General features: G+C 56.8%; 19 protein-coding genes and 1 pseudogene. 10 read left to right on the top strand and 10 right to left on the bottom strand.

The genetic code is table 11. From position 1 onward, the window contains the following. The first annotated feature begins 197 nt into the window (after positions 1-197). The 4 genes from AABO57_15805 (at position 198) to AABO57_15790 (ending at position 7,728) form a co-directional block, all read left to right on the top strand. On the top strand, positions 198-2,210 hold the full coding sequence (locus AABO57_15805; protein ID MEK6287205.1) for an aconitase family protein: 2,013 nt from the start codon (positions 198-200) through the stop codon (positions 2,208-2,210). A 94-nt stretch (positions 2,211-2,304) separates the two neighbouring features. Then, complete coding sequence (locus AABO57_15800) at positions 2,305-4,446, top strand: dehydrogenase E1 component subunit alpha/beta (protein MEK6287204.1); 2,142 nt, start codon at positions 2,305-2,307, stop codon at positions 4,444-4,446. 97 nt (positions 4,447-4,543) lie between these two features. Continuing rightward, positions 4,544-7,528 (top strand): hypothetical protein, encoded by a 2,985-nt coding sequence (locus AABO57_15795; protein MEK6287203.1) that lies wholly within the window; start codon positions 4,544-4,546, stop codon positions 7,526-7,528. Next, positions 7,525-7,728 carry an element excision factor XisH family protein gene (locus tag AABO57_15790; GenBank protein MEK6287202.1) on the top strand — a complete coding sequence of 68 codons (204 nt, stop codon included), beginning with the start codon at positions 7,525-7,527 and terminating at the stop codon, positions 7,726-7,728. The genes AABO57_15795 and AABO57_15790 overlap by 4 nt, the downstream gene beginning before the upstream one ends. Here the strand turns inward: AABO57_15790 and AABO57_15785 are convergent. After that, positions 7,725-8,231, bottom strand: a complete 507-nt coding sequence (locus AABO57_15785) for a CarD family transcriptional regulator (GenBank protein MEK6287201.1) — start codon at positions 8,229-8,231, stop codon at positions 7,725-7,727. The two genes, AABO57_15790 and AABO57_15785, sit on opposite strands and share 4 nt — an antisense overlap. Before the next feature lie 257 nt (positions 8,232-8,488). Next, positions 8,489-8,740, bottom strand: coding sequence for an RNA-binding protein (locus AABO57_15780; GenBank protein MEK6287200.1), 252 nt, complete (start codon positions 8,738-8,740; stop codon positions 8,489-8,491). Between the two features lie 283 nt (positions 8,741-9,023). Here AABO57_15780 and AABO57_15775 point away from each other — a divergent pair, with 283 nt between their 5' ends. The 3 genes from AABO57_15775 (at position 9,024) to AABO57_15765 (ending at position 11,302) form a co-directional block, all read left to right on the top strand. Next, complete coding sequence (locus AABO57_15775; GenBank protein MEK6287199.1) at positions 9,024-9,614, top strand: nucleotidyl transferase AbiEii/AbiGii toxin family protein; 591 nt, start codon at positions 9,024-9,026, stop codon at positions 9,612-9,614. A 66-nt stretch (positions 9,615-9,680) separates the two neighbouring features. Next, positions 9,681-10,190, top strand: a complete 510-nt coding sequence (locus AABO57_15770; GenBank protein ID MEK6287198.1) for a DinB family protein — start codon at positions 9,681-9,683, stop codon at positions 10,188-10,190. A gap of 101 nt (positions 10,191-10,291) precedes the next feature. After that, entirely contained in the window at positions 10,292-11,302 is a 1,011-nt protein-coding gene (locus AABO57_15765; protein ID MEK6287197.1) for a 2-oxoglutarate and iron-dependent oxygenase domain-containing protein, read from the top strand. 26 nt (positions 11,303-11,328) lie between these two features. Here AABO57_15765 and AABO57_15760 read toward each other — a convergent pair. After that, a pseudogene (locus AABO57_15760) lies at positions 11,329-11,641 on the bottom strand (carboxymuconolactone decarboxylase family protein). Between the two features lie 307 nt (positions 11,642-11,948). Between AABO57_15760 and AABO57_15755 the strand changes: the two are divergent. After that, a complete protein-coding gene (locus AABO57_15755) occupies positions 11,949-13,079 on the top strand; it encodes a hypothetical protein (GenBank protein MEK6287196.1) in 1,131 nt (376 codons plus the stop codon). Between the two features lie 94 nt (positions 13,080-13,173). Continuing rightward, positions 13,174-13,548, top strand: a complete 375-nt coding sequence (locus AABO57_15750; protein MEK6287195.1) for a hypothetical protein — start codon at positions 13,174-13,176, stop codon at positions 13,546-13,548. 101 nt (positions 13,549-13,649) lie between these two features. Here AABO57_15750 and ald read toward each other — a convergent pair whose 3' ends face one another. Together ald and AABO57_15740 are read right to left on the bottom strand one after the other, a co-directional pair. Beyond that, positions 13,650-14,762: an alanine dehydrogenase gene (ald, locus tag AABO57_15745; protein MEK6287194.1), complete on the bottom strand. Its 1,113-nt coding sequence runs from the start codon at positions 14,760-14,762 to the stop codon at positions 13,650-13,652. 188 nt (positions 14,763-14,950) lie between these two features. Further along, positions 14,951-16,456, bottom strand: coding sequence for an aldehyde dehydrogenase family protein (locus AABO57_15740; GenBank protein ID MEK6287193.1), 1,506 nt, complete (start codon positions 16,454-16,456; stop codon positions 14,951-14,953). A 528-nt stretch (positions 16,457-16,984) separates the two neighbouring features. Between AABO57_15740 and AABO57_15735 the strand changes: the two genes are divergently transcribed. Continuing rightward, entirely contained in the window at positions 16,985-17,482 is a 498-nt protein-coding gene (locus AABO57_15735; GenBank protein ID MEK6287192.1) for a nuclear transport factor 2 family protein, read from the top strand. A gap of 77 nt (positions 17,483-17,559) precedes the next feature. Here AABO57_15735 and AABO57_15730 read toward each other — a convergent pair whose 3' ends face one another. From AABO57_15730 to gltB, 5 genes are all read right to left on the bottom strand, one after another. Beyond that, on the bottom strand, positions 17,560-19,194 hold the full coding sequence (locus tag AABO57_15730) for a nitrite/sulfite reductase (protein ID MEK6287191.1): 1,635 nt from the start codon (positions 19,192-19,194) through the stop codon (positions 17,560-17,562). Between the two features lie 54 nt (positions 19,195-19,248). Next, positions 19,249-19,788 carry an adenylyl-sulfate kinase gene (gene cysC, locus AABO57_15725; protein ID MEK6287190.1) on the bottom strand — a complete coding sequence of 180 codons (540 nt, stop codon included), beginning with the start codon at positions 19,786-19,788 and terminating at the stop codon, positions 19,249-19,251. A gap of 56 nt (positions 19,789-19,844) precedes the next feature. Continuing rightward, entirely contained in the window at positions 19,845-20,630 is a 786-nt protein-coding gene (locus tag AABO57_15720) for a phosphoadenylyl-sulfate reductase (GenBank protein ID MEK6287189.1), read from the bottom strand. A 12-nt stretch (positions 20,631-20,642) separates the two neighbouring features. After that, positions 20,643-21,485, bottom strand: a complete 843-nt coding sequence (gene cobA, locus AABO57_15715; protein MEK6287188.1) for a uroporphyrinogen-III C-methyltransferase — start codon at positions 21,483-21,485, stop codon at positions 20,643-20,645. A 354-nt stretch (positions 21,486-21,839) separates the two neighbouring features. Next, the gene (gltB, locus tag AABO57_15710; protein MEK6287187.1) at positions 21,840-26,342 is read right to left on the bottom strand and encodes a glutamate synthase large subunit; all 4,503 of its coding nucleotides are present in this window, start codon (positions 26,340-26,342) and stop codon (positions 21,840-21,842) included. Positions 26,343-26,439 lie beyond the last annotated feature (97 nt).

Here is a 26,439-nt window from a genome sequence, read left to right as displayed (position 1 = left end):
CTTCCGAACGCATAGACCACGGATGACACTGATTCGACGGATTTGCACGGATTCCTTGTCGATTTGATTCCTCGCGAAATGCCCGGTACAAGTCACTAGTTGAAGGCAGGCGGGGACGCCTGCGCTCCCAGGATTGGCGGTTGGCTCACTCACGGGTTAAGATGACATTTACAATCTTGCTTAAAGGGAAATCCTGAATGATCGAAAGCCTTCTCAATCGCAATGTCGAAAAGCGCCCATCAAAAGTTCAACTCAAAGGCCGCATCCTTTTTCTAGCCGAAGATCCCGCACTCGTAAGATCGCAACTCGAAGGAGCCGACCTGGACCCGGAAAACATCCCGGCCCTGCGCAGTGACATCTCGACTGACGAGATGACCCCGGCTTACATCTGTTACTACTTCGACGAAACCCTGGGCGAGTTCATCTATCTTGGACTGAAGTGCGGCGACCAGTTCCCGGTAAAGCGTAACGACGTCAAGAACGGCGGCTTCATAGCATCCGTCTCCGGCAAGCGGCGCGGAAAAGGATCGAGCCGCGAAGCCTCGCCTTATGCGGAGATCGCCGCCGGCATCCGGTTGGTAATCGCCGAAAACCACGAGCGAATCTACCAGCAGAACTGCCAGAACCTCGGCTTGCTGACCTCGACCAACTTCGATTTGATCCGGCGAGTCGCCGCCGGCGACGAGATCCCGCTCGAAGAATTCACTGCGGGCGAAGATGAAATCACCCGGCAGATCATCGAGTACGGCGGCCTGTTCCCCTTCAACGTCGCCAGGCTTCAAGGCAAGACCTCGATTCCGCCGATCACTACCGAGCGCCGGCCGATGACGTTGGCCGAGAAGATTTTTGCGCGTCACTTCGTCGTCGATCTTTCGAAGGGCAAGGTCGGCGTCGAAGCGGTCAAACCCGGCGATGCCGGATTCGTAGGGACAGACATCCGATTCAGCCACGAGTACGTCACTCCGATGGCCGCGATCTTCTATGAAAGCCTGGTCGGCGACGAACCGATCAACGATCCGTCATCGGTTTACCTTTTCCAGGACCACCTGACCTTCCTCGACGACGTCATGCCGCCCGAGCGCAAGGCGGCGGGCTTGCTCGATCTGGCGCACGAGCTTGTCCGCAAACAGGAGGCTTTTGCAGAGAAGCAAGGCATTCGCTTGCACGGCGCGCAACTCGATCGGCAGGGCTCCGAGGGCATTTGTCACAGCGTGATACTGCAAAGCTACGCGCTGCCGGGCCAGATCATTATCGGTTCGGACTCGCATACGCCACACTCGGGAGCGGTCGGCGCGATCGCGTTCGGAGTCGGTACCACTGACATTTTCAACTCGTGGATCACCAAAGATGTTCGCGTGCGCGTGCCCGAGCAGGTACGCGTTCGCGTATCGGGACGCAAGCCTGACAACATCACCGCGAAGGACTTCATGCTTGCGATTCTTCGCACCGACTTTGTGCGAAACGGCGACGCGATCGGCCAGATAGTTGAATACACCGGCGAAGCGGTTGCCGATCTCAACATCGACGAACGAGCTACGATGACCAACATGGCCGCCGAGGTCGGAGCCTTCACGGGCATCGTCGGCGCCGATCAGAAGACCGTCGAGTTCCTCGTCGAGCGCGGCATCCCTCGCGCCGAAGCCGAACGTATGTGCGAAGGAATGACAAGCGATCCCGACGCCGAGTACTCGCTGACTATCGACATCAACGCAAACGAGCTTCGTCCGATGATCGCGACGCCCGGCGATCCCGGCAACGGAATTTTCGTCGACGAGCTCGCGGAGCCGGTTAAGATTGACATCGCTTATGGAGGCTCGTGCACTGCCGGTAAGAAGGAAGATCTGGACATGTACGTGCGGGTGTTCCGCGAAGCGCTTGCCCGCGGGCAGCGAGTTCATCCTGACGTTCAGTGCTTCATTCAGTTCGGGTCGGTTGAAGTACGACAGCATTGCGAGGAGCGCGGCTACATTGATGTGCTGCGCGAGGCCGGAGCCAACATGATCGAGCCGAGCTGTGGGGCTTGCATCAACGCGGGTCCGGGCGTGACCACCTTAAAGCAGCAGGTGGTGATCAGCGCGCAGAATCGAAACTTTCCCGGCCGCAGCGGACCGGGGCAGATGTATTTGGCTTCGCCTTACACGGTGGCCGCCTCCGCCATAGCGGGTCACATTGTTGAGTATCGCCCCGCTTCGGCAGCAACAGTGAAGTAATTTCCGATTTCCGATTGCCGATTTCGGATTCAAGAAGACTCCCGGAATCCGCATTTGGCAATTGGCAATTGGCAATCGGCAATTTGGAGGGTCCATGGCTGCACAAGCGGAAGTCGAAAAACACCACGGGCTGGATCGGGAGACGCTGCTCAAGATTTATCGGTTGATGTGCATGTCTCGGCGGATCGACGACAAAGAGCTACAGCTCAAAGCCCAGAACAGAATCTACTTTCAAATATCCGGCGCGGGCCACGAAGCTGTTTTGGTCGCCGCAGCGCTTGCGATGAAGCCGGGTTACGATTGGTTTTATCCATACTATCGTGATCGCGCGCTGTGCCTCGCGCTCGGTATGAGCGCCACCGATATGCTGCTTCAAGCAACCGGAGCGGCCAGCGACCCAAGCTCCGGCGGACGCCAGATGCCAAGCCACTGGGGCAGCAAGGCGCTCAACATCGTCTCGCAATCGTCGCCGACTGGCACTCAATTCCTGCAAGCAGTCGGTTGCGCGGAAGCGGCTTATCGAGCCGAGTTGATCGGCGATCCGGCGAAGCTGATTGACGGCTATCAACCGGACGCGATCGTCTACGTGTCGGCCGGCGAGGGGACGACAAGCGAGGGCGAGTTCTTCGAATCGCTTAACACTGCGTGCAACTTGAAGCTGCCGGTGCTCTACCTGATCGAAGACAACGGCTACGCGATCTCGGTCCCGGTTGAGGTGCAAACGGCCGGGGGCAGCATATCGAAACTCGTCACTGGATTCCCGAACCTGTTCATCGAAGAAGTGGATGGCTGCGACCCGATGGCAAGCTACGAGACGATGCAGCGAGCTGTCGCGTATTGCCGCGAGCAGAACGGGCCCGCTCTGGTTCACGCTCACGTGATCCGTCCATACTCGCACTCTCAATCGGACGACGAGAAGCAGTACCGTTGTGTCGAAGAGTTGGAAGATGAAACGCGACACGACCCGACGAAAACGTTTCCGGCGTTTCTGATCGGCGAAGGCCTGGCCAGCGAAGATGAGATCAAACGCATCGCCGAGGAAGTGGACGACGAAGTAACCCGCGCGGCCGATGAAGCCATCGCCGCTCCCAAGCCGGCGAAAGAAACCGCGTTGCTGTATGTCTATTCGCCCGATGTCGATCCGGCGTCTAAAGACTTCGACACCCCTGGGAGCGCAGGCGTCCCGCCTGCCACCGAGCAAGATACTCGCGCCCCCAAAACCATGCTCGATCTGATCAACGCCTGCCTTCACGACGAGATGGCTCGCGACGAGCGCATAATCGTTTTCGGCGAAGACATCGCAGATTGCAGCCGCGAAGAATACATCGAACAAGTGAAAGGGAAGGGCGGCGTCTTCAAAGTCACTTACAATCTCCAGCGCCGATTCGGGAGCGCGCGCGTGTTCAACACGCCGCTGGCCGAAGCCAACATCATCGGGCGGTCTGTTGGGCTTGCGACGCGCGGCTTGAAGCCGGTGCCCGAGATTCAGTTCTTCGATTACATCTGGCCGGCTTATCATCAACTCCGAAACGAAGTGCCGCTGCTACGTTGGCGCTCGAACAACGTGTTCAAATGCCCAATGGTGATTCGGGTGGCGATCGGCGGCTATCTGAAGGGCGGTGCGATTTATCATAGCCAGTGCAGCGAGGTCCTGTTCACTCACACGCCGGGCCTGCGAGTAGTGATGCCCTCGAACGCGCTCGATGCGAACGGCCTGTTGCGTACGGCGATTCGCTCGGACGATCCGGTGATGTTTTTCGAACACAAACATCTCTATCGTCAGACTCACAACAAGGGCGCTTATCCCGGCCCCGACTACATGATCCCGTTCGGAAAAGCTAACGTGGTGCGCGAGGGTTCAGACGTTTCGATCATCACCTACGGCGCGACGGTGTACCGTTCGCTGGTTGCGGCTAAGAAGGTCCAAGAAGAGCAGGGGATCAGCGCGGAGGTGATCGACCTGCGCAGCTTGAGCCCTTACGATTGGGAGACGATCAGCGAGTCGGTTCAGAAGACGAGCAAAGCGCTGGTCGTTTACGAAGACACAGAAGCGTGGGGCTACGGCGCAGAGATCGCGGCGCGGATAGCCGATGAGTTGTTCGATCATCTCGACGCGCCGGTTCGAAGGGTGGCGGCGCTTGATACATTTGTGGCTTACGCGCCGGAGCTGGAGGATGAGATTCTCCCGCAGGTTGATGATGTTGTTGACGGCATCCTAGGCCTATCACGTTACTGAAGTCGCGTTTGTTCTCTTTGTGCCTTCAGAAGAAATCTAAGGCGGGCTTAGTGCCTGGACGCCAGTTGTACTTGAATGAGTTACGCTTCGGAGGTTCATGATTAAGGAGCCGCCACTCGCCCCACTGACATCCTATCTCAAGAAGAAGGATGTAGCCTACTACGGTAAGGTCTGTGAACTCCGTGAGGTTCTGGAGAACTGGCTCAATTACATTCCGCAGACTTTTCCTAACTATACAAGGCACACGATTCAGCACAGCGATGAGATAGTGCTACAGATTTCGAGATTGTTATTTAGAGACGATGAGTTGTTGGAGCCAGAGGTAAGCCTCTCAGGAGTTGAAGCGTACATTTTGGTTGCATCAGCGTATCTCCATGACTCCGGGATGGTAACTTCGGACCAGGAAAAACTGGAGATATTGAACTCTGATAGGTGGAGGAGTTGGATCTCAAGCGAAGAATGGAGACGGGAACAGTGGACCCTCGTCCAATCAATTCGCTATAGTCGAGACATCCCCGATGACACTGCTCGCAATTTTCTCGCGGACCTCCAAACACGCTTTCTTGTCGCAGAGTTTATTCGCAGAGAACATCATATTCGCGCATCAAAGGTGATCCAGCAATTCCCGTCGCTATTGGGTCGTTTCGCCTTTGACCACCCGATGCTACAAGAAACCATTGAGCGCGTTTGCGTTGGTCATGGACTTAGCACCGACGAGCTTGAAGACCGCGAGGAATACCCTGAGCTAAGGGACATCCGGGGCGAGAAGGTCAACGTCCGATTCATGGCAATCCTTCTCAGACTTGGTGACCTGCTCGATATGTCAAGCGATAGGGCGTGCCCGCTGCTCCTAAATCCTGCGTCTCCAGTTCCGGCCGACAGCTATGCCCACTGGACTCAGTATCAGAGGATCAGTCAATTTGCGGTCACTCCAGATCAAATCGAGATACGGGCGAAATGCCAAAATCAGGAAGAGCATAGATTGTTACAGGACTGGTGCTCTTGGATAGTCAACGAGATCGAAAAGGCGGCGACTCTAATGGCTCACGCGCCTAGACACAGCAGTTGGAAACCCCCGAGGGCGAAGCTTGGAGACGATAGCGAATCGACAATCAAGATCGTCTCGGCAAACGATGCGAACTACATTTTTCGTAGATGGACTTTCGAGCTAGATCAAAAAGCGATCTTTCAGCGATTGATTTATGATCTTTACGACTTACCCGAAGCCTTTGTGCGTGAGTTAATCCAAAATGGCTTAGATGCTAACCGTAGCCAGATGTACCTTGATTTGGACAAGATTGGAGTTGAACGACCCGAATACCCCACCCAAGTTGAAGAGGGCATCAGAATCAACTATCCCGTAAGTGTTACATTGAGTCTGAAAGATGTCGTCAATCCCTCATCTGAGAAGTTGGAGAAAGTCTATTCTCTCAGCGTCGAAGACTGTGGGATAGGAATGGACCTTGAGGTGATAGAGCGGTATTTTCTGCAAGTCGGGCGTTCTTTCTATACGACTGATGAGTTCAGACGCAAATTTCGTTTTGTTCCGACCAGCCGCTTTGGACTGGGTTTTCTTTCAGTCTTCGCAGTTAGTGACCACGTTATTGTCGAAACCTATAAGCCGACATCGCGAAGCAACGACGGTCCCCTACGCCTCACTCTGAAAGGTCCGAAGAACTATTTGCTGATCGAAAAGGGCGCGCGCACGACTAACGGAACTCGAATAGAAGTACAGCTTCGGATGCCTATGGCGCTCAACCAACTCACCAGCTTGGCTTCAATGTGGTGTAGACGTGTTGAGTTTCCGATAGCCATAGACGCCTTGGGCAAAGTTACGACTCTTAGAGCGGAGGGAGCTGATGATTTCGTGCGCGAGGTGCCTGATGTCACCAAAGAGGGAGCAAGCTTCGCTATAAGGGCCTTCCCAATAAATCGAACGGGTATAGAAGGCGAAATCTACGTTTTGACGTATACAGATGAAAAGGGAGAGTCTTGGGCTGAGGCGCAGAGAGCATCTTGGGGATCGTCCAAGCATCCGCTGTCGGAACCCATACGAGTACCCAACAATTCTGTGTGCATGCACGGAATCGCCGTGACAGGCGATGCGGGCGGCCCAGCCCAAATGAGCGCGCGAGTTGACTATAGAGGAAGAATCGGACCGACTCTTTCACGGAAATCTCTGCAACAGCAACACGACACAAGTCAGCTAGCTGAGATCGTGTCTCGCCGTGAGGAGTTGCTTACAGAGCACCTCAAGACTTCCAATCTAGCAAAATCAAATGAGGGCTGGAAATACAAGAATCGACTAGCAGACGCCGTTTACTTCCTTCATAAATCAGACATCGATTCGCCCGGTTCGCTATGGAGCTCTGTAAATGAGTTGATCCCGGTCTATGTTGAAGGTCGGCGCGTCTTGTTATCATTCGAGCAGTTCAAAGCACTGCCCACGTTCAGATCGTACTTCCATCGCAATCAACTGTGGGAATTGAGCGTGCGTAATGAGGTAGAGAACATGTCGTTGGAAGCGTCAGCTTCGGCCAGTACTGGCAATGTCATCACAAGTGCCGATTTCGATTTTGTTGCGCGGAAATTTTGTGCACCTCTCTTTCATAACCGTCATATTGATGGCATGCTCTGGCTTAGCGAAGAGGTTTTCGCTCTAGACTGGTCTCGGGGCTTAGGTCGCCAGCTACCTATTGGCATTCCAGACTATCCTTACAACTTGGTGGCTTTGCAGGATACCGACGCAGTGGGCTTTGCCATTTTTCGGACAAACGTGGGCGGTCAGCATAGCTCAGCGTGGCGATTGTACCTAGTTCTGCTGAATCATTTGAATCCATTTACCAAGTGGTTTGAAGCGATGATGCACGGTGCTCAACGGGGAATCGTCACTGAGACACAGCGTAACAACCTGTTTAAGATGCTGCCATTCGGAGGCCCGATAGGAAGGATTGATGAACTCAAATCCTTTGTCGCTGAGTGGCGAAAGATTCCGGATATGCCTTCGGAACTCATTCCACCAGATATCGAGCTGAAATCTTCGATGTTCGAGATTGCCGCTCCAAACACTAAGGCCCGCTGAGTTGGCTCGATGTCTCTCAGTTTGAAAAGACCTTTAGTGGCGCTTCCAAGCTGCAGGAATTGAAAGAAGCCCTTGGCCAATACGACATCTATCTTTACTTGCTTGAGGCAACTGAGCCCGACCTAAAGCTCTATGTCGCTGTGAGTGAAAAGGCGTATAGAGAATTCTTCGCCCAGGAAATACGGCGGTCTCGCCGTTAAGCAGCGTAAGCTTTAGTTCTTGTTCGCGCGACGAGAGCCTGGTCAATCCGTAGCTCGGCCTCTTGCTTTGTCTCTCCCATCACTTCCGATACCTCGCACACCAGTAGCCGTTTCGCCCGCTCGAGCGTACCGCGCTCGCCAAATGATAACGGCTTCGTTTCAATCATCTCGGTCAGTGACTCGACAATCTCGGCCAGATCAAATGCTGATCCTGATAAGAGCAGTTTAGAGTTGTCCCGGACGCGCTGCCTGCGATCCGTGGATGCCGTGGAAGGTTTCTTTAGCTGATCCAGAAGCTGTGAAATCTCGGGCCTGTTCAACAGCGGCCGGATGCCCACAGCCTGGGCCTTGTCTACTGGAACGAGCAACGTTCCTCGAGAATCATCAAGAACGACGAGTTGATAAAATGTCATCGGGCTCTCACCAACGACCTTGTTGATGATCGAGCTGACAAGACATGGGCCGTGACACGGATAGATGACCTTGTTTCCAATAACCAGCACTGGGGATGTCCTCCTCGCATGTCAAACTCGGGTTAAGCCAGAGGCGGCGATCACTTTTCCCGAGAGATTCCCTTGATTGTCCAGCAACAGAGGCCTCGACGGACGGCGATTACGGCGACTACCCTTTGTGACTCATAGCGAGAGTTTTCAAAAGGGGGCAGAGGCGACCAAATCAGATGCTTGCGTTCGTATCCGATTGGCTGTGACTTCAAAACAAGACCTTCGTTGGATCGCCGTAGCAATGCCTAGTTCCGGACCTAGTTTCTGGGCTTGGCGTCGTTCACTTTGAGCGGCTTCCCGTGAAGGTCCTGGCCGTTCAGTTTTTCTTTGGCTGTGTTAGCGTTGTCCTGGGAATTCATCTCGATGAAAGCAAATCCCTTCGAACGTCCCGAGTCGCGGTCTGTTATCAACTGACAAGACTCCACCTCGCCCACTGTGCTGAAGAGGGTTTTAAGTTCATCACCCGTAGTGTCCGGAGAGAGATTTCCAACAAAAAGCTTAGCTGACATGTTCGTGTCCTTTTCGATGAGCTGTTAGTTCAGATAGTCTGGGTGATTCCAGAAAGGCTGAGAAGAGAGCGAGCTGGACTCAGTTCACATGAACCCTAGCAGCTTGGTGGGCGAGCTGTCAAACGAACGGCCTTTTCAAGTTTCCCGAAGTGCCCGGTTTCCCTGTGATAGAATGCTCCTGCGCAGTCGCGAGTTTTCTTATTGCGACTCCCAAAATGGTTCGCTTAGGTTGGAGGAACCGACGATGTTCGATGCGGGCACTTTGACGTTCAGGGAGTTTGCGATGAATGAACCCCTGCCGCTCGCTAATATCCAAAATGCGGTGCTGGAGTTTCTTCGTGGGCGTGATGATGGCGTTGTGTTCGGCGCTCAGGCAGTCAACGCATACGTGTCTGAACCGCGGATGACGCAGGACATCGACCTTCTTTCGACGCGCGCAAAAGAATTGGCCGGCGAGTTGCGCGAGCATCTGAGTCAACGATTTCACATTGCGGTACGCGTGAGAGAGATTGGTGAAGGCCGCGGCTATCGCCTATTTCAGATTCAAAAATCTGGCAATCGCCATCTCATCGATGTCAGGCCCGTTGAGTCTCTACCACCGGCACAGCGAGTGGCCGGAGTGCTGGTGATGGCGCCGGCTGAATTGATCGCCAGCAAAGTCGTCTCTTTTTATCGCCGCCGGGCTCAGCCGAAGTCATTTACAGACAGGCGAGACATCGCGATGTTGCTTTTGCAGTTCCCGGAACTCAAACAGTCGAGCGGGCCTGTCGCTGACGCACTCCGCGCCGCCGGAGTAGAGCCAGAGATACTGACAGCCTGGCAGCAGTTGGCCGCTCAGGATATTCAACCGCCGGATGATGACGATGAATTCTGAGGCGGGATTATCTCTAAGACCACCAATAGATCGGTGAAGTCGAATCTCTACTTTAGAGGAAACCTAATGCCATTAAATCAAGCACTGCTTCCGGAGTTCGATCACGAGATGGCGAACACTCGAAAGACCCTCGAACGCGTTCCCGAAGACAAGTTCGATTGGAAGCCTCACCAGAAGTCGTTCTCGATGGTAGGTCTGGCGACGCACCTTGCCACGCTACCGAGCTGGGCGGCCCTGACGATTAACAGGGAATCAATCGATATAGCGCCGGTAGGCGAACCCCCGCTAAGGAATGAGCCGGCTAAGTCGGTGGAGGATCTTCTCGCAAAGTTCGACAGCAATGTCGCCGCTGCGCGGGCCGCCCTTTCTGAAGCGAGCGACGAGGAATTGCTCAAGACCTGGACGCTCTTTGCAGGCGGGAAGACGATCTTCGCGCTGCCCCGAATTGCCGCGCTGCGAAGCTTCGTCATGAATCACAACATCCATCACCGCGCGCAGCTTGGCGTCTACTTGCGGCTCAACGATATTCCGGTGCCATCGATCTACGGTCCCTCGGCTGACGAGGGTAGCTTCTAGTCAACCCGCTTCACGCGGCTTTTATGCGCAAGGAATCGGTGCGCGCTCCTGGCGTCGCGGGCGTGACAAAGGCGGACTGCGGCCTGTACGTTTGAACAGCGATGGCTGGCGACTTCTCTAGACTTCCCATCATAGATATTGGCGATATTGGCGCGTCGATGAGCGGCGCCGCTGGGCGCACCAGGGTTGCCGATCAGATTGGCTGGGCTTGCCGCGAGTCTGGTTTCTTCTACATCATTGGGCACAACGTTGATGAACGCCTTCAGCAGCGGTTGGAGAATTTGAGCCGGACGTTTTTCGCTCGGAGTCCCGCCGAGAAACTCGACATCTGCATGGAGAAAGGGGGCAAAGCATGGCGGGGATATTTCCCCGTCGGCGGCGAGCTCACTTCGGGTAAGCCTGACCTGAAGGAAGGTCTGTACTTCGGCGCCGAGATGGATGAGAATAATCCTCTAGTGAAGTCAGGCATGCCGATGCACGGGCCCAATCTCTTTCCAAAGAGCATTCCGCTCCTGCGCGAAACAGTTCTCGAGTATATGGCCGCGATGACCGGGCTCGGACACACGCTCATGGAGGTCATTGCGCTGAGCCTCGGGTTGGACGAGGGTTATTTCGCCAAGCGCTACACGAGCGATCCGCTGATTCTATTCCGCATCTTCAACTACCCGCCTGACCCGGCGCCGATCTCCGAAGAGCAGAGCTGGGGAGTTGGCGCGCACACCGACTATGGGCTGCTGACGATTCTCAAGCAGGACCAAACCGGGGGCTTGCAGGTTAAGTCGAGGTCAGGTTGGGTTGATGCGAAGCCGGTCCCGGGCTCGTTCGTTTGCAATATCGGGGACATGCTCGACCGAATGACTGGAGGGGTCTACCGGTCAACGCCTCATCGCGTCCGGAGCCCGTCCCGGCACGACCGGCTGTCTTTCCCGTTTTTCTTTGATCCGAACTTCAATGCTGAGGTGAAGCCGATCGCGATTAACGTGCCGGTCGATGATGACAGCGACGAACGTTGGGACCACGCGAGCGTTCACGACTTCAGCGGGACGTATGGTGACTACTTGCTTGGCAAGGTGTCCAGGGTGTTCCCGCAACTCCGCCGCGAGTTGCTGTAGAGGCTGATGTTTGCTCGCGGCTCGTTTTAGGACTGCGCTTCTTCAAGCGCCTCATCCATTCTTTCAAATGCGCGGCGCAAGTGGGGAATCGTAATCGAGCCGCCGACCACCAGCGCAACATTAGAATGTGTCCAGAAATTCTTCCCGTTTGACCCCCTGCTCGACGTATTGAAGCACGTGATAGGTAATGCAGTCGTCGCGCCTGAGCGCCAACGACGCGACAAGCCCGAGTAGCTCCTTGGTCTTTGAGTCGAGCGCGCCTTCCTCGCAGGCTTGATGATCGAGCGCAAAGAATCGCTTGATGCCCAGATGATCGCTGCTCAGGATTCGCTCATTCATTTCCTCGCGAGACTGATTGAATTCGTCGATGCCCTTTGACACGGTACCTCCAGGTTCCTCGATTTGAGTTCGACATTGCCGCTTATTCGCTTCGACTGCCGGTGTAGCATAGCGCGAAGGAATGGGCTTTGGCGATAGCACGCGGCTTTGGTAAACTAGGCGCGGCTTTGGGGTTGAAACAACTCGGATTCTCATTCGGATGCGAGTTATTGAGCGGGATGACGCGGATCACCCACCCTGGTTGAAACCATACTGCGCGCTCGCGTTGCTGGGACTTCGCAATGCGGAAAGCAAAGGAGAGGAAGATATGGCTTCGGCGGCTGTTGCTGTTGACGAAGGCAGACGGAACCTGATCAGCCTGGGCTGGATCATCAACAAGAAGGATGATCTCATATGGTTCATTGGTAGCGTCATCACAAGCTACGCGTTTCTTGCAGCCAATCTCATCCTGGTGAAGTTCGGCCTGTCGGTTATGATCATGACCTGGATCTGGGCTCTGGGTTTTGACGGACCGCACGTCTTCGGGACTATCTCAAGAACGTATGCCGACAGCGAGGAACGCCGAAAACGGGCGAAGCTTTATTACGGAACTCTTTTGCTGTTTCTGGTAGGGCCGGCGATGGTGCTCGCCGGACAAGCCAGGGTTTTCGGCACCGAAGCGTGGGGGCCGGTGTTTTTCTTCCTCGCATCAATGTGGGCTTACTACCATCTGGTAAAGCAGCACTATGGTTTCATGATTTTATACAAGAAGAAGAACGGCGACCTCGCCGAGATCGACAATCTCATCGACCGCGCTTTCATTTTGCTGGGCATGACCTATCCCTTCGTTCGGTTCTTGACTCACAGCTATGCGGCAAAGGAGCGACTGGACGAGATGGGGCTTTCAACGCAGTCGGAATCGGTCTGGTGGTTCGAGACGCTGATCTTTTCGGCGTTCGTGGTGTCATTGATATTGTTCGTTGGACGGCAAGCTCAGCGCCTCTATTCGAAGCAGCCGGTAAACCTTCCGAAGCTTTTTCTACTGGCGGCGGCGGTGCCTATGCACTGGATAGTGCTCAGGCTGCTTGAACCGGTGCAACCGCCTTCCGCGGCGGCGCTGGCTGCGGTTGCGACCCTGACGATCTATCACAACATCCAGTACCACCGGATCATCTGGTTTCACAATCAGAACAAGTACGGCCGGGCCGGCTCGAAGAATTACGGCGCCGCATCGATCATAAGCAAGAACGTGTGGAGCTACATCGCCTTTGCACTGGTGTTTGGCGCGCTGTACCACATCCCTCATTACACGATCGTGAAGCCGGACACCTTCTGGATGGCATTCATCTGGGGCGGAGCGTTTACGCACTACTATCTCGACAGCAAGATTTGGCGAGTCCGCCGCGATGCCGAGCTGAACGAGACGTTGCGAATGGCAGGAGCCCGAGCAAACGCGTAGCAGCGTGGCGTGGACTTTAGTCTGCGCTCTGTTCTCGAGGCGGAAATCGTTAGTCTGCTGCAGAAGAACACAGACTAAAGTCTGTGCCACGCCTATGAAGTGTTTCAACCACGAAGGCGCCGATGCGGTTGCGATCTGCAAGAGTTGTAATAAGGCTCTTTGCCACGCCTGCGCGGTCGATGTGGGCAACGGGATGGCTTGCGCGGGTGCTTGCGAAGAGGAAGTCAGGGCTCTTAACGAACTCATCAGGCGCAACAGGACATCCGCTCAGAGAACAAGCTATGCTTACCGGAGAAACGCAATCGTCTGCGTGCTACTGGCGTTGATCTTTGTCTACTTGAGCGTCGATGCTTTTCAGACCAACCGGTCGCCGCTGCTGGTGGTGACCGCGGGATCGGCGGTGGTCTTCCTGCTGGCCGCGTTCTTTAACTACTCAGCGGGGCAGAAGTTCATGAAGGGTCGCAGTTGAACAGGCTGCGATAATCAACAAGGTCGTTCTTGCGACACTAATCGCCTGCGCCGGAGAATGATCCGGACGCGCTTGATCATCGAGATCTCAGCCGGTGCGCATTACAACAATTTATCAATCGGTGTGTACTCAAGCCCCTGATCCAGGGCCACGGCTTTATAGGTGACTTTTCCTTTGTAGGTGTTCACCCCATTCTTCAAGTGCGCGTCTCTCTTGATTGCTTCGACCACTCCATACCTGGCGAGCTTCAACGCTAAAGGCAACGTCGCATTCGTCAGGGCAAATGTAGAAGTGCGCGGCACGGCGCCCGGCATGTTCGTCACCCCATAATGAAGAACGTTCTCCACGTAATAAGTCGGCTGGCTGTGCGTAGTCGGCTTGGTTGTCTCGATGCAGCCGCCTTGATCAACCGCGACGTCGACGATTACCGAGCCGCGAGGCATATCGCGCAGCATCTCGCGCGTCACCAGCTTCGGCGCAGCCGCCCCGGGCACCAGCACGGCGCCTACGACCAGATCTGAATCCGCGACTGATTCCGCGATCGTGTAAGGGTTCGAAGCGAGCGTGCGAATGCGGCTGCCGAAGATATCGTCCAAAAACCGCAAGCGTTCCAGGTCTCTATCAATGATGATCACCGAAGCTCCAAAACCAACGGCAATCTTCGCGGCGTTGATTCCTACGACTCCGCCGCCGATTATCGTCACGCGGCCAGGCGCGACTCCGGGCACGCCCCCCAGCAAGACTCCCCGTCCGCCGTTGATCTTTTCCAAATAAGTTGCGCCAACCTGTATCGACATTCTACCGGCGACCTCGCTCATTGGGGTGAGCAGCGGCAGGTGACCTTGATCGTTGGTGATCGTCTCGTAAGCGACGCCGGTGACGCCGCGCTCCAACAGCGCCCGAGTCAGCTCGCGAGCGGGAGCCAGATGCAGATAAGTGAAGAGTATGAGTCCTTCGCGCAGGAATCCATACTCGGACGCGATGGGTTCTTTGACCTTGATAACCATGTCGGCGCGGGACCAGACCTCCTCGGCCGAGTCCACGATCTCGGCGCCGGCATTCACATATTCTTGATCCGTGATACCCAACCCGTCACCGGCCTTGATCTCGACCAGCACGCTGTGTCCGGCGCTGGTCAGCGCCTTCACTCCCGCGGGCACGAGCCCCACGCGGTACTCGTTGTCTTTCACTTCCTTTGGTAGCCCAACAATCATAATGCTCCTGCTTGGTGGTCCGTAGTCCGTGGTCCGTAGTCCGTGGTCCGTAGTCCGTGGTCCGTGGTCCGTAGTCCGTGGTCCGTAGTCCGTGGTCCGTGGTCCGTGGTCCGTAGTTTTTCGATGGAAGAGTCGCGCGCGCTCAACAACTCTGCTACTGACTACGGACTACTGACTACGGACGTCTTCTAGTCTATCTGCGCGCGTTGAAGCTTGCCTGAGTAATCGATGTACACGGCTTTCCACTCAGAGAAGATGTCCAGCACCTGGGTGCCGCCTTCGCGATGTCCGTTGCCTGTTGACTTGGTGCCCCCGAACGGCAGATGTACCTCAGCGCCGATCGTCGAAGCGTTCACGTAGAAGATTCCCGTCTGCACGTCTTCCATCGCGTGGAAAGCGCGGTTGGTGTCGCGCGTGTAGATCGATGCCGATAGGCCAAACTTGACGCCGTTAGCTATCTCGATCGCATGATCCACATCGCGGCACTCGATCACCGAGAGGACCGGACCGAAAATCTCTTCCTGCGCGATTCGCATCTGCGGTTGTACGTCCGAAAAAACCGTGGGCTCGATAAAGAACCCGTATTTCAGATCGCCCTTCTCGGCCCGCCGGCCCCCGCAAAGCAGCTTCGCTTTGTCTTCCCGCCGTCCGATCTCGATGTATTCGAGAATCTTTTCAAGCGCGTCTTGATTGATCACCGGGCCGACGTCGGTCTTTTCGTTGAGTCCCGGCCCAAGCCGCAAGCGTTCTGCCCTGTCAGCAAGCATGTTCGTGAATTTCCTGGCGACCTTTCGGTGAACGACAACCCGCGACGTCGCCGTGCAACGCTGACCAGTAGTTCCAAACGCGCCCCACAGCACGCCTTCAAGCGCGAGGTCGAGATCGGCGTCTTCCATTATCATGATCACGTTCTTGCCGCCCATTTCGAGCGAGCATATCTTGTCGGTAGCCGCGCAGGCCTGGCCGACGATTCGGCCGACTTCCGTTGACCCGGTGAATGAAACCAGCCGAGGGGTGGGATGTTCGAGCAACGCTTTGCCTACATCGACTCCCCGCCCGGCCACAATGTTGACCACGCCCGGAGGTATGCCGGCTTCAGACAGCGCCGATACGAAGTTATAGGTCGAGAGAGGCGTGGCTTCGGCCGGTTTGATGACTACAGCGTTGCCGCACACGAGGGCGGGAAGAATCTTCCACGACGGGATCGCCATCGGGAAGTTCCAGGGAGTGATGAGTCCGCAGACCCCTATCGGTTCCCGCGAGCACATCGCGTATTTGTTCGGGAGCTCGGCCTTCGTCGTGTAGCCGTGAAGCCGCCGCCCTTCGCCCGCGATGAAGTAGGTCATATCGATGGCTTCCTGCACGTCGCCTCGCGTCTCTTTCAGGACCTTGCCCATCTCTCGCGTCATATCGCGCGCGAAGTCTTCTTTGTGCTGGATGAGTATTTCGCCTGCTTTGAACAGTATTTCGGCGCGGCGCGGGGCGGGGACCTTACGCCACTTCTGAAAGGCTTCGGCTGCGACGCTGACCGCGCGTTCGACGTCTACGGAGGTCGAAGCCGGAAAGCGGCCAACGAGTTCGCGGGTGTCAGCCGGGTTGCGATTCTCGATGTAGCTGCCGGACGCCGGAGCCACCCATTCTCCGTCAATGTAGTTGTGATACTCGGGTCTTACCTTGGCTGCTGGCTTTGCCATTTAATTCCACCTCCCTCTTATTCGACGTATGAAACGAAGCGCGCGCGACCTGCGGTTCAGGCAGTTTGTGACAAGCCGAGCAAGGCGTAGTCTTGTCCCGATCAGTCGGTTTGCCCTTGTTTGGATGATGCTGCCAGACCTTGGAATCGGGGGTGTGACAACTCCAACAAGTCTCGCGCGGAGTAGTGCGAGTTAGCCCGGCGTGTTCGGCTCGCGGGGTCATCGCGGGTGGCTTACGGCTGATAATCCAGAGGACGGTGAACAGGGCGATAATGCCAACAGCGATAGCGAGAAAATACAGGTCTTTCCTATTCATAAAAGCCGATCGAGCATTGTAGTGTACAGGTGAGTCTCCTTAAGAGCCGAATCTAACAAAGCGGGTATAGCGTAGTCAAGAAACCACGATATACGATCGACGGTAGCTTCAATATGGTTCGATAGGAAAGCTTGAAGTTCCCGGCACATCTCAAATCCGGCGGCGTGATTCATCTCGTAAACTCGAATCTTACAAACACGGAGGAACAACTGATGAAGAGAACGAAGCTGTTCAAGCTGATGTTGACTACCTTTGCGGCCCTGCTTATGGCTGTTGGCGTGTCGGCTCAGGCGAGGAAGGCGGACGCTGGTAAGGCTCTGGAAGCCGAATTCAAGGCGCTCATAAATCAGTATTACACGGCGTGGAGCACGCTTGACCCCGACAAAGCGGCGAAGTACTACGCGAAGGACGCCGACCTTGTCTTCTACGACGTGGCTCCACTCAAATACAACGCCTGGTCGGAATACAGAGCAGGCGTGATCAAGGCGTTCACCGAGGTGATGTCCAGCGGCAAGCTGACTCCTAACGACGATCTCAAGGTAAATCAGCGTGGAAACGTCGTCTGGACGACCGTGACCTTTCATCTTTCAGCGAAGCCCAAGGCTGGAGGCGCGATGGATCTCGACTGCCGGCACACGGCGATCTGGGAAAAGCGCGGCGGCAAATGGTTGATCGTTCACGAGCACATATCCGCGCCGCTTCCGGGTTAGCGAAAAAAAAGGGCGCGGATTGCGCAACCCGCGCCCTTACCAGGCACGAAGGAGAGGGACCGTGACTGGGTTTCTCTTCAATCGGAAGCGCTGCCCCAGTTGAAGAGCTGCAGCGGATCTGTCTTAGCTTCTACTCGCGCGGAATGCGGCGACGCGAGGAGATATTGTGTAAGCTCTTCATTGCTGTGGCGAAGGCAGAACTCCTGGAACGTCTCACCGTCGATTCGAATTTCTTTGTAGCGGGTGAACAATCGCGCCATGGATTCGGCAAGCTCTTCGGACGGAAGGCGCACGCCGATCCTTCGGCCGAATGTCTCGTGCGCACCTACGCCGCCGCCCAGAAAGACTTGAAACGTCTCTTTCTTCACCCCGTCAATCGTCGTCAGCGAACCCTCCAAGCCAACATCGCATATGTGATGTTGCCCGCAAGCGTTCGGGCAGCCGGTCACGCTTATGCGAGGCGCATCCTCAAGATCAACCGCGCTTTCGAGATAATCGTTCAACTCGACGGCTCGATTCTTCGTTTCCGCCAGCGCTAGCTTGCAGAACTGAATCCCAGTGCAGGCTATGATTGCCTTGCGCGACCACGAAGGCTGATACTCGAACCCAAACCCGTCGAGGTCCCGCGTCAGCGCTTCAAGCTTACGTTCGGGAATGTCGAGCAAGATAGCGTTCTGCGTGTTGGTGGTTCGTATGCGGCCGCTGCCATGGTTTTCCGCCAAATCCGCCAGCCGTCTCAAGTCATCTCCCGATGTTCGACCTCCAAGAATGGAAAGACCAACGTAGTAGAGACCTTGCTGATGCTGGCCGTGAATGCCCAGATGCGACCGATCGCGCTCAGTTATGGGCGCGGCTTCGGGGGCTGGCGCGCGACGCAGCTTGCGCCCGAGCCGCGCTTCTACCTCATCGCGGAAGCGTGGGATCTCCCACTGCTCGACCAGGAACTTCAAACGAGCGCGCTTGCGATTCTCGCGATTGCCTTCCTCCCTGAAGACCGAGGCTATTGCCCCGCAAAGCTCGGCGGCTTCTTCCGGCTCGATCAGAACGCCGAGGTCTTTCGAGAACCGTGGTGTTGTCGAAAGCCCGCCGCCAACGCGGGTGCGAAATGCTACACCGCCGCGCTCCGGGTCGTGAACGGCAAACATGCCGACATCGTTGATCTCGGGATAGACGCAACGCACTGCGCATCCGGTGATCGCGATCTTGAACTTGCGCGGCAGATTCGAGAAGTCGCGATTCCCGACGAAGAAATCGTTCGTTTGCTTGATAAGAGGAGTCGTGTCGTACAACTCGTCGTGATCGACTCCCGACACGGGACAGTTGATGATGTTGCGTACGCAGTCGCCGCACGCCTCCGTGGTTGACAATCCAACTGTCTGGAGGCGGTCAAGAACATCGGGCAGGTTCTCGACTCTCACCCAGTGAAGCTGAATGTTCTGCCGCACAGTGATGTCCGCCAGCCCTCGCCCGTGCTCGCTGGAAAGATCGGCTATCGTGCGCAACTGATCTGGAGTTAGATCCCCGCCGGGTATGCGTATGCGCACCATGAAGAACCCGTCCGACGCAGGCCGCTGCGTGTATATGCCGTACCATCGAAACAATGCCTCATCGTCCGGCGAGATCGACTCGAAACCTAGTTTCGCGTAGCGGTAGATGTCGGCTAGGACGTCGAGCCCGTCTTTGTGTTTCTTGATCTCTTCAATCTGGTTCATAAATCTTTCCTCATCACGACACCGCACACAGTTGAGGCTGCATTACGGCATTGTCTACCGTTCGAAGGCCGAGAACGCGCGAGAGGATTTCTCTTCGATCGACTCTACGGAGCTATCAACGGTAATGTCGGGCGCGAGCGGCTCCTCGTAGGGATCGCTGATCCCGGTGAAGTATTTGATCTCGCCGGCAAGCGCTCTTGCGTAGAGACCCTTCACATCGCGCTCGACCAGAGTCTCGAGCGGACAGCGAACGAACACCTCGATGAAACGGACGTCATCAGTTTCGATCCAGCGGCGAACATCGTCGCGCGACTGCCGGTACGGGGAGATAGCGGCGCCGAGTACCACTACCCCATTGCGCGCCAGCAGTCGCGCGACGAAACCGATGCGGCGGATATTCGTGTTGCGGTCCTCTTCTGAAAAGCCCAGCCCGCGGCTCAGGTTCTCACGCACTTCGTCGCCGTCGAGCGTCTCAACTCGAAACTCCGCAGCCTTGAGCTGCTCAGAGAGCGCTCGTGCAAGCGTAGTCTTGCCCGCGCTCGACAACCCCGTGAGCCATATGACCAACCCGTTGCTTGGTGGCTTTCCGTTCATAGTGTCGTTTCTCTCTTGCACGATGGTTTTCTCGCTTTGCTAAGAATATCCCTGGATCACGCCGCGTCGTTCGGAGGCAGCATATTGCTTTGAACAATAAGAGTGGTCGGTGTAACCGGGCCATGCATCCCGCATTCGCGTTTCTCGCGGCCCGGCCACCGGCCTGCGCGCTCGTGTTCGCCCAGGAGAACCGGTTGCGTGCAGTGTGTGCAGCCGATGCTTGGATAGCCTTTGTCGTGCAGCGGATTGTACGGGACGTCGTGTTTCGCGACGTAGTCCCTCACCTGCTGCTTGCTCCAAAGCACCAGCGGGTTGACCTTGATGAGTTGCCATTGATCGTCCCACTCAACCGCGCGGGCGTTCGAGCGCTCGATGGTCTGGTCTCGCCGGATCGCCGTTATCCAGGCGGTTCGTCCTCGCAACGCGTCTCTCAGCGGCTCGAGTTTTCTAAGCCGGCAACACAGGTCCGGGTCTCTCGACCAGAGCGCCGCGCCGAATCTCAGTTCCTGGCCTTCCGGTGTGATATCGGTTTGCCAGGCTCGTATTTGAATTTTGTAGCGATCCTCGAGCCGGCGCCGAAGCTCGTACGTCTCCTGGAAGAGGAACGACGTATCGAGAAAAAATATGTCGGCGCGCGGGTTGATTCTTATAGCCATGTCGATCAACGCGACGCCCTCCACGCCAAAGCCGGTCGCTAGCGTCACCTTTTCTTGAAACTCGTCGAATGCCCATCGAAGGGTTTCCTCGGGCGAGGCGTTTTCGAGCAGATAAGCCGCCGCTTCTACACGATCAAAGTCGCGCGGCAGCGCCGGCTTAACTATGTCAGTCACAAATTGCGTCATAGTCTTCTCCAGTCAATCGTTGAATGCCGCAGCGGCGAGCCCCTGTAAAGCGCGCAGCGAGTATCTGAGCTCGCTGCTGCCAAACCACGACAGTTTCGTCGCGAGCGCGGCGACTTCTCCGATGATTGCTATTGCCGGGGGTCTGATCGCGAAGCCGTCCTCGCCGTCCTCGCCGTCCTCGTCAATCGTGGTCAGATCTTCAAGCGCGCCCAAGTACACTTCCTGATGCTGGTAAGTTGCCGATCGAATGATGGCGACCGGCGTTGAAGGAGCGCGCCCGTTTGCGATGAGTTCGCGCGCGATTCTCGATATGGTTTCAGCGCACATGAAGATCACAAGCGTGTCAGCGGCCTGCGAGGCAACGGACCAATCGACGGCTCGTTTTCCGCCGTGTGCATCGTGACCCGTAATAAATGCAACGCTCGAGGCGTAGTCTCGATGGGTGAGCGGTATGCCGGCATAAGCTGCGGCTGCGATGCCCGATGAAACGCCGGGAATCACCTCCCACTGGATGCCGGCTTCGACGAGCGCTTCGGCTTCTTCGCCGCCTCTTCCGAATATGAAAGGATCACCGCCTTTGAGCCTCGCGACGATCAGGCCCCGGCGCGCGCGTTCGATGAGAAGGCGATTGATGTGAGTTTGGGAGATCGACGGCTCGCCCGCGCGTTTGCCCGCGTAGAACAACTCGGCGCCTCGACGCGAATGGGCGAGCACTTCCGGGTTGACCAGGTAGTCGTAGACGACCACATCGCTCGCGGCGATCGCTTCCGCGGCTTTGATCGTCAGCAGTTTTGGATCGCCCGGACCCGCGCCGATCAGATAAACCCTTCCAGTTGGTTTCGCCGCTTCGTTCATGGCTTACTCAGCTTCGGACAAAAGAAAAACCCACCACCGGCAGAGCCGATAGTGGGTCTTTGGAAACCTATTTGAGTTTAAAGCTCTTCTTTGAGCTTATGTCTCAAGTTCGATCAGGATGACCTCCACTAAAGGCTCTACGCGTGCGCGCCCCTGGCGCGCTACAACAGATGCAATAGAAATTGCGTATCGAGCTTTTCATAAGCCTTTAGTAGTCCAGCGCGAACTACCTTACTCCGAGTGTCCTTCAAACGTCAAGAACTTTTTGTGCTAGCCGCGCGAGCAACCGACGAAGAGTTGATTGTTCCGCTAGTCCTGCCATGCCAGTGTTACGATTTCCCACCTGGTATTCCGTCAATCGGCGACGGCTAAAGAAGTGGACCTTTCGAGAGCTGCCGGAACGCTAACGAGTGGAAGTTCCGCCTCCCGGTGACGCGCCGCTTCTGCCTGTGTAACAACTTTCCAAAAGAGATGACGTGAACGTTCCCAGGCTGATAACAGATAGCGCGCTCGCGGGCTGCCAGTCGTCTCGTAATGCTGTTCAACGAGCGAGCGAACCATTGGCGACTCGTGTTCACCCAGCGCACTGAGTTCTACAAGTTCCTGGTTGCAGCGTTTTTGAAAATTGTTCTGATCGTCGAACACATATGCGACGCCCCCGGTCATGCCCGCTGCAAAGTTTCGACCCACCTCTCCAAGAACGACCACCGCGCCGGCGGTCATGTATTCACACCCGTGGTCGCCGGCGCCTTCGACCACGGCGACTCCTCCGCTGTTTCGGACGCAGAATCGCTCGCCTGCCCGGCCGGCGGCAAACAGCTTCCCGCCCGTCGCGCCGTACATCACGGTGTTGCCGATGATCACATTCCGCGACCAGTCGAAGTAGCAATCATCCGGCGGGCGGATAACGATCTCTCCTCCCGACATCCCCTTGCCGACATAGTCGTTAGCCTCGCCGATCAGAGTCAGCCTCAACCCGGCGATGTTGAACGCGCCAAAGCTCTGGCCAGCCGAGCCCGCGAAGCTCAGGTTGATAGTTCCGTCAGTGAGTCCCGCGTCGCCGTAACGGCGAGCGATAGTCCCTGCGATCCTCGCGCCGATCGCTCGATCCGTGTTTTTGATTTCAAACGCCGCTGCGATTGCTGAGCCGTCGCGTATCGCCTCTGAACATGCTTCCTCGATAGCGTTCGAAAGCGAGCCAACACACTTGTGAGCGAGTGCATCGGTGAAGCGCGCAGGCGCGAAAGCGGTTTCATCGGCGCGTCGAAGGAGCGGACCCAGATCGATCCGCGCGCTCCGTGGCAGTTTCAGATCGGTCTTCTGAAATAACAGATTGCTACGGCCGACAATCTGATCGAGCGACTGGACTCCGATCCCGGCGAGCAATTGACGTATGTCTTCGGCCAGGGCTCGAAAGAAGCTCACAACCATCTCGGGAGTTCCGGTGAACTTGCGTCGCAGCGCCGGATCTTGAGTCGCAATACCGATCGGGCAAGTGTTCAGGTGGCATTGCCTGGCCATCACACAACCGAGCGCCACCACGGCGGTCGTGGCAAACCCAAACTCATCGGCCCCGAGCATCGCGGCGATGATCACGTCGCGGCCGGTCTTCAGTCCGCCATCGACTCGAAGCCGCACGCGCACCCGCAGGCCGTTCATCACCAGAGCTTGCTGAGTTTCAGCAAGCCCCAGCTCCCACGGCGTCCCGGCGTTCTTTATCGACCCCAGCGGCGAAGCGCCGGTGCCGCCATCGTGACCGGCTATATGAATCACGTCCGCGCCGGCTTTTGCCACGCCTGCCGCGATCGTGCCGATTCCGGCTTCGGACACCAGCTTGACTGCTATTCGAGCCTCGGGATTGATCTGCTTCAAGTCAAAGATCAGTTGCGCCAGGTCCTCGATCGAGTAGATGTCGTGATGCGGGGGCGGCGAGATCAATGTCACGCCGGGCACTGAATGCCGAATGGCGGCGATCTCCGCGCTGACCTTGTGGCCTGGCAGTTGGCCGCCTTCACCGGGCTTCGAGCCCTGGGCGATTTTGATCTCGAGCTCGTCGGCTGAAACAAGATACTCAGGAGTGACGCCGAACCGGGCCGATGCGACTTGCTTGATCCTGCTGTTTGCGAGATCGCCGCCCGGTCTGCGCTTGAATCGGCGGCTGTCTTCGCCGCCTTCGCCGCTGTTACTCTTAGCGCCAAGCCGATTCATCGCGATGGCCAACGTCTCGTGAGCCTTTTTCGAGAGCGCACCGAGCGACATTCCAGAAGTCGAGAAACGTGCCAGCACCCGTTCAGCGGATTCGACCTCATCGAGCGCTATCGGAGAGCCGGGCCGGAACTCGATCAGATCGCGCAGGGTTGCGGGCGGGCGCCCGAGCACCTCGCCGGCGTATCGCGCATATTCGTTCGGGTCACTGCCCTTGGCAGCGCGGTGCAGGGCTCGAAACACCGCTGGATTGAAGCTGTGATATTCACCGCCATATCTGTAGCGGAAGAAGCCGGCGTCTTCGAGTGCCGGCTCGATCTGCGCGGTAGCTGCCTCGTGAAAACGCATTGCGTCACCGGCGATGTCATCAAGGCCAATGCCGTTCAAACGCAAGGGCGCGCCGCTGAAATACTCTTCGACGAGATGCTTGTCCAGACCGACGATCTCGAAGGTCTGGCTTCCACAGTAACCGGCCAGCGTCGAAATACCCATCTTGGCCATTATCTTGAGCAGTCCGTCTTCGAGGGCCCTCCTGTAGTTCCTCACCGCATCGGACACGGTTAGTCCTCGCCTCGGTCCTTCGTGCGCGATCACATCAAAGCCGAGTGACGGACACACGGCATTCGCGCCGAAACCGATAAGGCAGGCGATGTGGTGATCGTCTCGCGCTTCGCCGGTGTGGGCGATAAGGCTCGCGCGCATTCGCTGACCTTCACGGATCAAGTGATTGTGAAGCGCACCTACGGCGAGCAGCATCGGTATGGGCGCTTCAGATTCGCCTGTCTCCAGATCGCTGATGATAAGGATCGAGCAGCCTGCTTCAACGGCTTCGGTTGCGCGCCGGCATAGCTCGCCGATTGCGCGCTTCAAACCGTCGCCGCCCTTCGCGATGTCAAAAACCGCAGGCAAGCTCGAACATCGAAGGCTCGCTTCGCTCCGCCTGGTCAACCATTCCAGCATAGCGTCAGAGAGAATTGGACTGGACAGATTGATCAACTTCGCGTGAGCGGGCGGCTCGGCGGCGAGGTCGGGGCGCGATCCGAGAAGAGCGGTCAGGGACATCACCAGGCGCTCACGGATTGGATCTATAGCCGGGTTGGTGACCTGCGCGAATCGCTGCTTGAAGTACGAGTACAACAATCGTGGTTTTGACGATAGGAATGCGAGCGGCGTGTCGTCACCCATTGAGCCGACCGGTTCTTTGCCCTCGGCCAGCATCGGCCCCAATATTCTCTCGACATCCTCGACCGTATAACCAAAGCTCTTCATTCGCCTGATCAACGCGCGTTCGTCGCCGTTTGACGCAGCGTGAACATCGCTGAGATCCGGGCACTGGACCGAAGAACGCCGTGCCCAGGCTGCGTAAGTGCTCCGCGTTGCTACCCTGCGCTTAATCTCATCGTTTGCGAGCAGAATGCCCAGCTCGGTATCAACCGCGATCATTTGTCCGGGACCAAGGCGCCCTTTTTGAACGATCAAGTCGGGCGCTAGCTTTATGACGCCCGCCTCCGAAGCCACTACCACACGGCCGTCGGTTGTGACCGCGTACCTCGCGGGGCGCAGTCCGTTGCGATCGAGAGCCGCCCCAACGATTCGCCCGTCAGTGAACGCGACGGCTGCGGGCCCGTCCCACGGTTCTGTAAGACTCGCCGCGTAATCGTAGAAGCCTCGCAGCTCTGGGGACATCTCATCCGACTTCTCGTAAGCTTCCGGGATCAGCATCATCACAGCCTGCGTCACGTCGCGGCCCGACCTAACCGAGAGTTCGAGCGTGTTGTCGAGGCTTGCAGAATCCGATCCTTTGCTCCAGATGACTGATCGGAACTCAGTAGAGTCTTCGGGCGATCGCGTGCGCCTGGTTGCAAGCTGGCGAGCCCGCATCCAGCTCCGGTTTCCAGAGATGGTATTGATCTCACCGTTATGCGCCAACAGGCGAAAAGGCTGAGCGAGCGCCCAGTTGGGAAACGTGTTGGTGGAGTAGCGCTGATGAAACACGGCCAGTGCCGCTTCGAAGTCTGGCTCGCTGAGATCCGGATAAAACGGTCCAAGCTGACTGCCGGTGAGCAGCCCCTTGTAAACGATCGTGCGAGTCGAAAAGGAGGGTATGTAGAAGTCTTCGATCTCCGACGTCTGCTGCTCAACCTCACGCCTTGCGCGATACAGTGTGTTCTCGAATTGGCTCTTTGATACGCGGCCGCGGGCGACGATCAACTGCTCGATTCTCGGGGCTGTTGCGAGCGCCTTGGCTCCCAATACGCTTTCATCGACGGGCACCTGTCTCCAACCGAGCGGAACGAGCCCGTGGTTCTTGCTGAGCCGGGTTGTGATCTGGCGGCAGCGCGCGGCCGGGGTTTCATCACGGGGAAGAAAGAACACGCCAATGGCGAGGTCGTCCTCCGGCCTTTTTCCCAATCGCTCGGCTTCTCGCCGGAAGAACCTCAGCGGCAACTGAGTGAGCAGGCCCGCTCCGTCTCCGGTTCGACCGTCAGCATCGACAGCTCCCCGATGGGTCAGATTGCAAAGAGCCTCAAGCGCGCTCTGTATGATGTCGTGGGTTGCACGTCCGGAAACATCGGCGACGAATCCCACCCCGCACGCATCGTGCTCGTCGAGCGGGTTGTACAGCAATTCGTCGCGGACTCGGTTTCGCATTCGTCTCCTGCGCGGCCATGCGTCATCGGGGCGTCCATCGGGCAGAGCACGGCCAGCCGCCTCGGTTCGAGAAAGAGTGTGGAGCAATAACGCATGC

Source organism: Acidobacteriota bacterium, from assembly GCA_038040445.1.
Classification (GTDB): domain Bacteria; phylum Acidobacteriota; class Blastocatellia; order UBA7656; family UBA7656; genus Onstottus_A; species Onstottus_A frigus.
The sequence above is the reverse complement of the archived record's forward strand: the minus strand, read 5'-3'. Positions and strand labels throughout refer to the sequence as shown.